Below are 12,158 nucleotides of genomic sequence, written 5' to 3' on the forward strand. Positions count from 1 at the left end.
CGAGGTTGTGGCCCCCTACCGGGAGGTATCCGGTTAAGTTGTCGGCGGGCCGCTAACCCCGCGGCCGCGACCCGAAGGATCTTTCGCATGCGAGTTGACGGGCGCGACATCAGCGTTTCCGGCAACTTGCTGCAACCGGTGAACCGGCGCACCAACGACATCCTGCGGCTGGCTTTGGCGACCGTGTTTCTTGCCACGGTCATCACCGGCTCACTCGTCACCCGCACCAGCTGGGTTCGGCTGGAGAAATCCATTTCGCGGATTGTCGGCGTCTTGACCCCGACGCAATCCGATCTGGTCTATCTGCTGTACGGATTCGCGATTCTGGCGCTGCCGTTCATGATCCTGATCGGCTTGATCGTCGCTCGACAGTGGAAACTTTTGGGCGCCTACGGGGCCGCCGCGTTTCTCGCGGCACTGCCGTTGTCGATCAGCAGCAACCGGCTCGCGGCGCCCCGATGGCACTTCGACGTCTCGGATCGGTTGAGCACGCTGCCCGCTCAATTCCTGGACGACCCGCGCTGGATCGCGATGCTGGCCGCGGTGCTGACCGTGTCCGGCCCGTGGCTGCCCGCCCGCTGGCGGCACTGGTGGTGGGCGTTGCTGCTCGCGTTCGTGCCGATCCACCTAGTCATCAGCGCCATAGTTCCGGCCCGCTCCCTGGTTGGGCTGGCGGTGGGATGGTTTGTCGGCGCGCTGGTGGTGCTGGTGGTCGGCACGCCGGCGCTGGAAGTACCGCTCGTCGGAGCGGTCCGCGCGATGGCCAAGCGCGGCTTCATCGTGTCGCGGCTGATGGTGGTCCGCCCCGCCGGGCCCGGTCCGATTGTGCTCTCGACGGATTCGGGGGATCCGGATTCGACGGCCGCGATCGAGCTGTATGGGCCGCACCAGCGCAGCGGCGGCGCGCTGCGCGAGCTCTGGCGCAAGCTGCGGCTGCGCGATGCGGAAACCGCGCCCCTGCAGGCCTCGATGCGCCGCGCCGTGGAACATCGCGCGCTGATGGCCATCGCGATCAACGAGGTGGGCGTGGCCAACACCTCGACGGTCGCTTTCGCGGCCCTGGATCGTGGCTGGACTCTCTACGCGCACAAGCCGATTCGGGGGATTCCGCTCGACGAATGCACGAAGACGACGCCCGTCGTTCGGGTGTGGGAATCGCTGCGAAAGCTGCACAACTATCAGATTTCGCACGGCGATCTACGCTGCCACGAGATCACCGTCGACGACGGGACGGTGTTGTTCGGCGGGTTCGGCAATGCCGAGTACGGCGCCACCGAGGCCCAGCTCCAGTCCGACCTGGCCCAACTGCTGGTGACCACGACTGCCTTGTACGACGCGAAGGCGGCGGTGCGGGCGGCGATCGACACGTTCGGCAAGGACGCGATTTTGACCGCGTCGCGACGTCTCACCAAATCGGCTGTGCCCAAACGTGTTCGGAAGTCGGTCGGCGATGCGTCCGCCGTCATCTCCGCCGCCCGCGGCGAAGTCAAATCACAGACGGGTGCCGATCAAATCGAGAAGCAGACGATCACCCGGTTCACCCGCAGCCAAGTCGTGCAAATGGTGCTGCTGGGCGCGCTGGTCTACGTCGCGTATCCGTTCATCAGCACCGTGCCGACGTTCTTTTCTGAACTGCGAACGGCGAACTGGTGGTGGGCGCTGCTGGGTGTGGTGATTTCGGCGTCGACCTACGTGGGCGCCGCCGCAGCGTTGTGGGCTTGCACCGACGGCACGGTGAACTTCTGGAAGCTGTCGATTGCACAGGTCGCCAACACCTTTGCCGCCACCACCACTCCGGCCGGGGTGGGCGGGCTGGCGCTGAGCACCCGGATCCTGCAGAAGGGCGGTCTATCGGTCATGCGAGCCACCGCCGCGGTGGCGCTGCAGCAGTCGGTCCAGGTGATCATGCACCTGGTGTTGCTGGTCCTGTTCAGCACCGTGGCGGGCGCGTCGATGGACCTCTCGCATTTCGTTCCCGGCGCCACCGTCCTGTACCTGATCGCGGGTGTGGCGCTGGGCATCGTCGGCACCTTCCTGTTTGTGCCGAAGCTGAGGGGCTGGTTGTCCACGGCGGTACGTCCGCGACTGGAGGAGGTCACCGGCGATCTCGTCGAACTGGTCCGCGAGCCCAGACGTCTCGGACTAATCCTGCTCGGTTGTGCCGGAACAACTCTCGGCGCGGCGCTGGCATTGTGGGCCAGCGTCCAGGCCTTTGGCGGCGGCGCAACGTTCGTTACCTGCACGGTGGTGACGATGGTCGGCGGCACGCTGGCCTCGGCCGCGCCGACGCCCGGCGGGGTGGGGGCGGTGGAGGCCGCGCTGATCGGTGGTCTGGCCGCGTTCGGTGTACCCGCCGCGGTCGGGGTTCCCTCGGTACTGCTCTACCGGGTGCTGACCTGCTGGCTGCCGGTGTTCATCGGCTGGCCGGTGATGCGCTGGCTGACCGACAACGACATGGTCTAGCGCCATAGCTACAGCGCGAAAAGATCGCCCAAACCGGCCGGCGGCCGTACCGTGTTTGCATGGCAGAACAGCCGTACGCGATCGAGGCCGGCCATCCCCCGTCGGCCCTGCTCAAGCTTGTCAACCCGGTGCTCGGCTTGCTGCTGCGCACTCCGCTGGCCGGCCCGGCGCGCAAGCAGCTGATGGTGTTGAGCTTCACCGGGCGAAAATCGGGGCGGCCGTTCACACTTCCGGTCAGCGCCCATCTCATCGACAACGAACTGTATGCGCTGACCGGCGCGGCCTGGAAGCAGAACTTTCGCGATGGCGCCCCCGCGCAGGTTAGCTACGGCGGCAAGACGACTGCGATGCACGGCGAACTCATCCGCGACCGCGCCATCGTCGCCGACCTCTATCACCGGTGCGCCGAATCGTATGGCGTGCGGCGCGCGCAAACCATGATCGGGTTGAAATTCCGCGACCGGCGCATCCCCACGATGGATGAATTCGGCGAGGCGGTCGATCGGATGCAGTTGGCGGCGATCCGGCTGACCCCGGTCGGCTAACCGATCGCCGGCTCCTGCAGTCCCGCGCCCGCGGCCGCTCGGGTTCGGCTGACCGCCGGCTCGTCGAACCCGTTCTCACCCAACGCCCGTCGCACGGCGGCGGCCACCGCCTCGGTCCGGGCGTCAGGCACCAGTGCGATCGCCGACCCCCCGAAGCCGCCGCCGGTCATCCGGGCACCCAATGCCCCGGCCACGACGGCGGTGTCGACGATCAGGTCGAGCTGCTCGGTGGTGATCTCGAAGTCGTCGCGCATGGACACGTGCGAGTCCGTCATCAGCCGTCCGGCCGCGGTGAAGTCCGAAGCACGCAGCGCAGCAACGAAATCGAGAACCCGCTGGTTCTCGGTCAGCACGTGGCGTGCGCGCCGGAGGTCGACCGCATCGTTGACCGCGGACAGCACCGCGGTGCCGCGGTCCTGGACCTCCCGCAGCGACGACGCCCACAGATCCGCCGCCGCCCGCTCGCACGACGCGCGCCGCGCGGCGTATTGGCCGCCGGCGTGCCGGTGCCGGGCGCGGGAGTCGATCAGCAGCAGCGCAACCCCGGCCGCGTCCGGGTCGAAGATGACCGGTTCGACGGTGACATCGCGAAAGTCGATTAGCAGCGCGGTCGCGGACTGCCCGTACAGCGCCGCCAACTGGTCGAGCAAACCCGTTGGCGCACCGACGTATTCATTCTCGGCGCGCTGGGCCAACCGCGCCTGCCCGGTGCGGTCGATAGAAATCCCCAGGGCAGCAGTGAGCGCACCCAACACCGCGCATTCCAGCGCCGCCGACGACGACAGGCCCGATCCCATTTCCACCGTGCTGGTGATCGACATCGCGCCGCCCCGCAGCGGGTGCCCGGCTCGGCCGAGCGCCCACACAACCCCGGCCACATATCCTGCCCAGTCGGGGACTTCGCCGGGGACGGTGGTCAGCGGGATGCGGACCACACCGTCTGCGCGATCGCTGCGCACCGTGATTGCGTCGGTGTCCTCGGGTGTGAAAGTCACCACCGTCCGTTGCGGCAACGCGATCGGCAGTGCGAACCCGAGGTTGTAGTCGGTGTGCTCCCCTATCAGGTTGATCCGTCCCGGGGCGGCGTAACGGACCGTCACCGCAGTCTCCGCAGCCGTTCGGCCACACTTTCCGGTGTGACGTCGCTGATGAACGCGTCCATCGCCGATTCGGAGGCCGCCAGGTACTTCAACTTGGTGGCGCCGCGCCGGATCGACATCAGCTCGACATGGAAGTACCCCTCGGCCTGAGCCTCGGTGTCGGCGAACTGATGCAGTGCCGACATGTAGGGCAGGGCACCGACATCGGCCGAATACATCCGGTCGAACCTGCCCAGCACGTCGAGATAAATCTGAGCGAACGCGTTGAGCTCGGCATCGTCTAATTCAATGAGGTTGTGCACGAACCTGTTTGGGTAAATATGGACCTCGACCGGCCAGCGCGCCGCGAACGGCACGAACGCCGTGAACAACTCATTACGGGTGACGATGCGGCTGCCGTCGGCCACCTCCTGCTCTAACAGCCTGGCAAAGAGGTTGTCGCCGTTGCGCATTCGATGTGTGTCAGCCTGCGCCAGCATTGCCGCGGTGCGGGGCGTCAAGTACGGATAGCCGTAGATCTGGCCGTGCGGATGGGTCAGAGTCACCCCGATCTCCTCGCCACGGTTCTCGAAACAAAACACCTGCTCGATGCCCGGTGCGGCCATCAGGTCGGCGGTGCGGTGCCGCCACGCGTCGACGACCAGCCGGGCATGCGGCAGCGGTAGCTGCGCGAACGACCCGGTGTGGTTGCTGGAGAAGCAGATCACCTCGGTCCGTCCATGCCCGGGCGCGCTGGCGAAACCGGTACCGGGCGGTGCCCCCACCGGCAGGCCGGTGCCACACAGGCTGGGAAAGCGATTTTCGAACACGACGACGTCGTAGTCCGGCGCCGGAATCTCACTGGTGCGGCCGGTCGGTCCCGGACACAGTGGGCACTGGTCGGGGGGTGGCTTGTAGGTGCGGTCTTGACGCAACGCCGCAATGATCACCCACTGCCCCGTGGCCCGGTCAAACCGCAGCTGCGACTGGTCCGGTTGGCGCGGCGGCAGGGGTCTGCGATCGGCGACCGGTGTCGGACGGTGTCCGGGCAGCGCGAAGAACAACAGGTCGCGGCCGTCGGCCAGCTTCGCCCGTGTCGGCGCCGTCACGATGTCGAAGACTAGCCTGGTCGCTCCGCGGTCAGGCCGGCGTGCTCTGCGAGTCCCCGATCGGGTCGGAAAGACGCTCATGCGCGGTGAGCAACAGCTCGTCGAATGCGATGCGCGCAGCGATGCCCTGTGCGCTCAGCTGGCAGAAGTCATGGGCTATCTGCTGGGCCAGCAACGCCAGCTTGATGTTGCGCACTTGGGACAGCGATTTGAGCAGATTGAATGCGGCCGTGTCGTCGATGCCATAGACGAGCATCAACATGCCTTTGGTCTGATCGATCAAACCGCGCCGCTCCGCGATTGCGGCGACCTTGGCGGTGATCGCCTCCTCGGCAGGCCGTTTGGTCTGGGGGGTGACGTCCACGTAGAAGCCGTGGGTGCCGATGACCTCTCCGTTGTCGTCGCAGATCTGGTCACCCACGACGACAACGTGGTGGACCACACCACGGGTATCGACGATGCGGTGGCGCGTGCTGAACGCCTGTCGATTGGCCACCATTTCGTTGATCGTCGCGGTCACCTTGCCGCGGTCCGCGGGATGCTTGTGGGACAACACGAGCTCGGTGGTCGGCGTCACCGTGCCCGGTTCGTAGCCGTGTAGCCGCTGCACATGCTCGGACCATTCCCAGCGTTGGTCTTCGAAGTGGAACCGGAACCAGCCGACCGATTCCGCTGCTCCGCCGGTGAGGGCCTGCTCTACGGCCTCGGTTTGCCCGTCTAGTTCCCAAGCCATGGTGCACGCTTCGATGCGGTCGGGGCTACACCGGAATCCGCCGAAGGCCAGCTGGTTGGCCCAGCCACGCGGTGGCGCAGCCGCTCTTCGGACACTCGGCACAGTTCGCGCGACCGGTCGATCTGCGCTTGCGCGCGCCGAATGGACAACGCAACCTCGTCGTGCAGCAATCGACATTCCCTAGCGGTGATCACCGACGGCCGGGACACCCGCATCGAGCGTTGCCGCAGCATCGTGATCCGTCTGGCGGTTCGCGCCCGATGCGCCTTCTGACGGCATGCGGAAGAGCAGTACACCGCGTCCGAGCGCCCGAAAAAGCTTTCCTGACACACCGCGCAGATGGCCCCTGCCATAGTCGTTACGTTACAGCTATACAGGCATTTTAACAACAAGTGGCCTGGTATTCGGGCTCGACGCCGAAGCCGAGATGAGCCCGATCGGCCCGGGCCATAGGGTGAGCGAAAGAGAGGCGGTAGCCAGTGTCGGCTGGACGGCAAGTCCGTGACCGCAGCCTCGGCGGTAGCCGGCGAGACAATCTTGGTCCCGGCAGCGCCGGCCTGGGCGGCGCCGTTCGGGCACGCTACGAGCGGGCGCGAAACTGGTGGATCGGATCCGATCCGGGCCTGCTGCGGCTTCGGATGGCGACTCGGACGACCGCGGCCCTGGCATGCTCGCTGGCGTTGCTGTTCGTGCTCACCCGGGTAACCGGCCAGCCGCTGACCGTTGCCCTGCTGGGTGTGGTGATCACCATGATCGCGGCCCGCTCCGTCAACGAGCCTGACCCGCGACGACAGCGGATCACAATGGCTTTGCTACCGCTGCCCGGGGCACTATCGATCATCGCCGCGACGCTGCTGGCGCCGCACTACATCGCCGCCGACGCCGTCTTTATCGCGGTCGTCTTCGTCGCGGTCTACATCCGCCGGTACGGGCCTCGGGGCCGGGCACTCGGCATGGTCGCGTTCATGGCCTACTTCTTCACGCTGTATCTGCGCGCCAACGTTTCCGAGTTGCCGTGGATGATCGGCGCCGTCGTGGTGGGCACGGTGTGCACCTATGTGATGAGCACCTATGTGCTGCCCGACGATCCCGAAAGCGTCCTGCGGGACACCATTCGGGCGCTGCGCGCGCGGATGGCGATCGTCGTCGACACGACCGCCGAAGCAGTTCGGACCGGCCGCCTCGACGAACGGCGACGGCGCCACATGCGGGCCCGCACCATCCGGCTCAACGAAACCGCGCTGATGGTGCAGACCCAGATCGAAGACAAGGCCGACCCGGCCGTGCTGTGGCCCGGCGTGACCAGCCAGCAGCTGGCGCCGTGGCTCTTCGACGCCGAACTGGCCATTGAATGGGTCGCCAATGCCGGTCGGCAGGCGGCGTCCATCGCCGCCACCGACCCAGGCGCGATTCCGGTCGGCACCCGCCTCGAATTGGTCGACGCGCTCACCCAGCTCGCCCGGTCGATTCGGATCCCGTCGCTCACCGGTCTGCAGCAGGCAGCCGGGCTGGCGCAGGTGGTCCTCGACCGGCAGTCCCCGCCCACCTCGGCCGACCACCCGGCGGACACCGCGGTACGGCGCCTTGCGCTGGCGATCATCAATGCCGCCAACGCGACCGCCGAAGTCCGGGCCATCGTCGAGCGCGCCACGGTCGACGCCCCACCGCCCGAAACCGACCCACACGACGCGGAGACCAATCCCCACGAGCACGACCCGGAAGAGCAAGCCAAGCAACCAGACGGCGGCCTGTCGTCGACCACTCGACAGGCGATCCAGGTGACGATCGCCGCGGCGTTGGCGATCGTGACCGGCGAGCTGGTGTCGCCGGCCCGCTGGTTTTGGGCGGTGATCGCGGCGTTCGTGATCTTTGCCGGCACCAACTCCTGGGGGGAAACGCTGACCAAGGGCTGGCAGCGGATGCTGGGCACGGCACTCGGCGTGCCGTGCGGCATGCTGGCCGCCACCCTGTTTGCCGGTGACAAGACCGCCGCGCTGGTGGCCATCTTCGTCTGCCTGTTTTGCGCCTTCTACTTCATGACCGTTACCTACAGCCTGATGACGTTCTGGATTACCACGATGCTGGCGCTGCTGTACGGCTTGCTCGGTCAGTTCTCTCCCGCCGTACTCATGTTGCGGATCGAGGAGACCGCGATCGGCGCCGTGATCGGCGTCGCGGTGGCCATCCTGGTGTTGCCGACGAATACCAGAACCGCCATCCGCGAAGACACCCGCGCCTTCCTGCAGGCGCTGTCCGCGCTGATCGAGATCTCCACCGCCACGATGTTCGGTGGGGAGGAGACCATCGGCCCCACCGAGCAAGCACGCCAGCTCGACCGGAGTTTGCAGCAGTTCCGGATTACCGCCAAGCCATTGCTGGCCGGTGTGGCGGGGCTGGCTGGTCGCCGCACCATACGGCGCGGCCTACGGATCTTCACCGCATGCGATCGCTACGGCCGAAGCCTGGCCCGCAGCAGTGAGCGCTACCGCGATCCCGCCGAAGCGGCCCGCGAACTGGCTGCCGAAATGGCCCCCGAAATGGCCCCCGAAATGGCCCCCGAAATGGCCCCCGGAATGGCCAGAGCCTTCGGCGCGGCCGCCGGGCAGACTCGTCGCAACATCGACGCCCTACTCACCGCCATCGAGGGGACCGGCCCCGCGACGGTGGACTCCACCACCGACGCGCTCGATGCCGCCGAGGCGCTGGCCCGCCATCCCGGCGACATCGGCCGGCCACTGGACCAGCCGCCGCATCCCGCGACCGCGCGTTGTCTCACCGCGATCCACGCGCTACGCCAGATCGACCGGGCGGTCATCACCGCGGCGATCAGCCTCGGCGCACGCGAGGCCCACCAGCAGAGCAACTCGCCAGCGAACTGAGAACTGGTGCGGCATCCGATCGGTCGGCAAGCTCTAGGTACACGACGAAAGGCGCGCCCATGGAGATCACCGGCAACACCATCTTCATTCCCGGCTCGACCAGTGGGATTGGCTTGGCGCTGGCCTTGCGCCTGCAGGCAAAGGGCAACACCATCATCGTCGGGGGCCGCAGAACCGAATTGCTCGACCAGATCACCGCAGAGCATCCCGGGCTCGACACGGTGCGGATCGATACCGCCGACGCCGCAAGCATTCGGTCGGCCGCCGAGGAGGTACTGGCGCGCCATCCGGACCTCAACGTTCTGATCGCCATGGCGGGGATCATGAAGGTCGAAGACTGGCATCGCCCCGACACATTCCTCGCGACCGCCGAATCGACAATCACCACCAATGTGCTGGGACCTATCCGCCTCATCGCCGCGTTCGTGGAGCATCTGCAGCAGCAGCCGGCCGCCACCATCGTCACCGTCTCATCAGGACTGGCCTTCGCGCCGCTGCGGGCGACCCCGAGTTACAACGCGTCGAAGGCCGCGATCCACATGCTCAGTGAATCGCTGCGGCTGCAATTGGCGGGCTCCACGGTCGAGGTCAAGGAGCTCCAGCCGCCGTCGGTGCAAACGGATCTGATGCCAGGGCAACGCGACAACGATGCCGCGATGCCACTCGACGAGTTCCTCGACGAAGTCATGGGGTTGCTCGAGAAGGATCCGGACGCCAACGAGATTCAGGTGGAGCGTGTGAAGTTTCTGCGGTACGGCGAGGCGCGCGGTGACTACGACAAAGTCGTCGCGGCCCTCAACGCCAGCGATCCCCACGGCAAGTAGCCGAACACTTCGTTTTGGGTGTATGCCCATTGGCGGTCGGCGCGCTGGCACCGGTTCGCCATTCGTGATCTACCAGGAGCGCATCCACCGGCGCCGGAGTTGACGGAACTGCGCCGCGCCGATGTGTTGACGGCGGGGGACGAATTGGTCTGGTAGGCAATGCAATTCATACCCGCAGGGCAAACGTCTCGACAGGCCGGTCGTATCCACGCAGTTGCAAACGACGGCGTGGCGCCCCGGCCATCAGGTCGTCGGCCACTCCAGACGCGACGAGCAATTCCCCGGCGGCGGCCTGCTGTTGCATCCGGGCCGACAGGTTCACCGGATCGCCCAGCGCGGTGAAATCGACCACCGCTTCCCCGACATTGCCGACGTAGGCGACCCCCGCGTTGACCGCGACGCCCACCTGCACCCAGGGCCGCTCGGCCCGTCCGTAGCCAACGGCGCGGAGCAGTTCCATCCCCGCCAGAACGGCGCGCTGCCGATACCGCGGTCCGCTGATTCCGCGCACAAAGATCGCCATGACCTCGTCGCCGATCAGCTTGTCGATCACCGCGTCCTGGCCAAGCAGAGTCTGCGTGGCGGCCGCGTAGAACCGGTTGAGCAGCCCGGCGAACTCCGCTGCGTCGCGACACCGGCCCAGCGCGGTGGAACCGCGTACGTCGGCGAACAGCACCGCCACGTCGACCTCGGCACCACCGGGGGGAAGCGCGTCGCAGCACCGGCTGCACAAGTTGGGGTTCTTGCGTGACGGGCTGAACCCGGCCGCGGCGAAGGCGCGTCCGACCGGCCCGCCGAACGGGTTGTTGCACACCTTGCAACGCGGGGCCGACGGCAGATAGCGAAAGATCCGCCGGGCCCGGACCAGGGGTGCATGACCTTCGGTTAACACCTTGTCCCACGGTTGCTTTGGGACCACCGGAGCCGCGCGCGACGCCGCGTCGAAAACCACCATGCCGACAGTGTCGGCCCTCGGGCGGATGTACACATGAGGCATCCGCCCCAAGACCGGCCGTCGATCGACGGTACCCGTCTCGGGTCGCGCCTCGTTGACACCCGTACCTCATGGCCATACATTGTCTGGAAGTTGTCTACCGGCGTTCGCGCGCTGCGGATTCCGGGCTAAGGAGACCGCCATGGCCGTCGGTACCGCTCCCCCAAGCGTTTTCGACGCCGACCTTCCGGCGCTGCAGTACGAGGCCGGCGAAACTCCCGCGCAGATTTACCCACGCATCGAAGCGGCACAGCGACAGGCCTCGATCGCACTGGGGCCGTACGGACCCGAACTCCTCTCCTACCACCTGGTGCGGACGGTCCTGCGGGATACCCGGTTTCAGATTCCGCCCGGCATCAACCTGCTCGTCCAGGGCATCACGTCGGGCCCATTGTGGGACAAGGTGGTCGACAGCCTGCTGTGTCTGGAAGGCGATGCCCACCACCGGTTGCGAAGCCTGACCGCCAAGGCATTCACTCCCAAGGCGACCTTGCGCCTGCACGACACCATGACCGCACTGATGAACGAGCTCGTCGACCAGGTCGCCGATGCCGGGCGCTGCGACGTCGTGACCGACATCGCGCGTCCCTATCCTGTCCCGATCATCTGTGCACTGTTGGGCGCGCCGCGCCAGGATTGGCAGCAGTTCTCGCGGTGGGCCGACGAGATTTTCAAAGCCTTCAGTTTCGATGCCGACATCACTGAACTGCAGCCCGGCGTCATGCGGGCGTGGGCCGAACTCGACGATTACGTGGACGGGATGGTCGCCCGTCGCCGGCACAGCCTGACCGACGACCTGTTGTCCGACCTGATCCGCGCCGAGGACGACGGGGACCGTCTCAACGCCGCCGAGCTGCGCATGCTGGCCGGCGGTCTGCTGTTGGCCGGTACGGACACCACCCGCAACCAGGTCGGCGCCTCGGTGCAGGTCCTGTGCGAGCACACCGAGCAGTGGGACCTGCTCCGGAAAAGGCCCGAACTGGCCATGCGCGCGGTCGAGGAGACCATGCGGCATTCGCCGATCGCGTGTCAAACGCTGCGGCTGGTGGTCGAGGATGCCGAGCTCGACGGCTACCTCTTTCCCGCCGGCACTATGGTGCTGGTGAACACCGCCGCGGCCAACCGCGATCCCGAGGTGTACGACGAGCCGCACCGGGTGGACATCACCCGCGAAGGGGTTCCGCCGATTCTGACGTTCGGTGGGGGCGTTCACTACTGCCTGGGCGCCAACCTGGCCCGCCGCGAGCTCGCGGAGGCGCTGACCGTGTTGTCGCAGCGGCTGGTCGATCCGCGCATCGTCGGGCCGGTGCCGTGGAAGCCGATGGTGAGCTTGAGCGGGCCGACGAGCGTGCCCATCGAATTCGACGTGCGGCGATAACCGCACGAGTCGCGGCTGCGGCGGGGCGACTTTACGCTCGTTGGTTACACGAAGTTAACGGGGGTTTGCTGATGCGCGTGTTCCAGGGGCGAAGTCTGTCCGCATCCGGGTTCGCCCTGCTCGGAACCGCCGCGTGCCTGGTGGTGGCCTCCTG

9 protein-coding genes are annotated in these 12,158 nt (G+C 66.9%); 5 read left to right on the top strand and 4 right to left on the bottom strand.

The annotated features are described in order from the left end of the window. Positions 1 to 87: 87 nt before the first annotated feature. The gene (locus G6N33_RS08235) at positions 88 to 2,463 is read left to right on the top strand and encodes a lysylphosphatidylglycerol synthase transmembrane domain-containing protein (RefSeq protein WP_101528202.1); all 2,376 of its coding nucleotides are present in this window, start codon (positions 88 to 90) and stop codon (positions 2,461 to 2,463) included. Between the two features lie 59 nt (positions 2,464 to 2,522). After that, positions 2,523 to 3,008, top strand: a complete 486-nt coding sequence (locus tag G6N33_RS08240) for a hypothetical protein (protein ID WP_044509765.1) — start codon at positions 2,523 to 2,525, stop codon at positions 3,006 to 3,008. Here G6N33_RS08240 and G6N33_RS08245 read toward each other — a convergent pair. The 3 genes from G6N33_RS08245 to G6N33_RS08255 are packed head-to-tail and all read right to left on the bottom strand — an operon-like array spanning position 3,005 to position 5,929. Further along, the gene (locus G6N33_RS08245) at positions 3,005 to 4,108 is read right to left on the bottom strand and encodes a galactokinase (RefSeq protein ID WP_044509764.1); all 1,104 of its coding nucleotides are present in this window, start codon (positions 4,106 to 4,108) and stop codon (positions 3,005 to 3,007) included. The two genes, G6N33_RS08240 and G6N33_RS08245, sit on opposite strands and share 4 nt — an antisense overlap. Next, positions 4,105 to 5,277, bottom strand: coding sequence for a galactose-1-phosphate uridylyltransferase (gene galT / locus G6N33_RS08250; RefSeq protein WP_044509763.1), 1,173 nt, complete (start codon positions 5,275 to 5,277; stop codon positions 4,105 to 4,107). The genes G6N33_RS08245 and galT overlap by 4 nt, the downstream gene beginning before the upstream one ends. Further along, complete coding sequence (locus G6N33_RS08255) at positions 5,228 to 5,929, bottom strand: PAS and ANTAR domain-containing protein (protein WP_044509762.1); 702 nt, start codon at positions 5,927 to 5,929, stop codon at positions 5,228 to 5,230. Before G6N33_RS08255 ends, galT begins: the two co-directional genes overlap by 50 nt. A 638-nt stretch (positions 5,930 to 6,567) precedes the next feature. On the opposite strand from G6N33_RS08255, the gene G6N33_RS08260 reads away from it, so the two are divergent. Together G6N33_RS08260 and G6N33_RS08265 are read left to right on the top strand one after the other, a co-directional pair. After that, a complete protein-coding gene (locus G6N33_RS08260; RefSeq protein WP_101528211.1) occupies positions 6,568 to 8,808 on the top strand; it encodes an FUSC family protein in 2,241 nt (746 codons plus the stop codon). A gap of 59 nt (positions 8,809 to 8,867) precedes the next feature. Next, positions 8,868 to 9,632, top strand: a complete 765-nt coding sequence (locus G6N33_RS08265; RefSeq protein ID WP_044509760.1) for an SDR family oxidoreductase — start codon at positions 8,868 to 8,870, stop codon at positions 9,630 to 9,632. A gap of 166 nt (positions 9,633 to 9,798) precedes the next feature. Here the strand turns inward: G6N33_RS08265 and G6N33_RS08270 are convergent, their stop codons facing one another. Beyond that, a complete protein-coding gene (locus G6N33_RS08270) occupies positions 9,799 to 10,587 on the bottom strand; it encodes an adenylate/guanylate cyclase domain-containing protein (protein ID WP_044512830.1) in 789 nt (262 codons plus the stop codon). Between the two features lie 181 nt (positions 10,588 to 10,768). On the opposite strand from G6N33_RS08270, the gene G6N33_RS08275 reads away from it, so the two are divergent. After that, positions 10,769 to 12,004, top strand: coding sequence for a cytochrome P450 (locus G6N33_RS08275; protein ID WP_044509759.1), 1,236 nt, complete (start codon positions 10,769 to 10,771; stop codon positions 12,002 to 12,004). Positions 12,005 to 12,158 lie beyond the last annotated feature (154 nt).

The organism is Mycobacterium simiae, from assembly GCF_010727605.1.
Taxonomy (GTDB): Bacteria; Actinomycetota; Actinomycetes; order Mycobacteriales; family Mycobacteriaceae; genus Mycobacterium; species Mycobacterium simiae.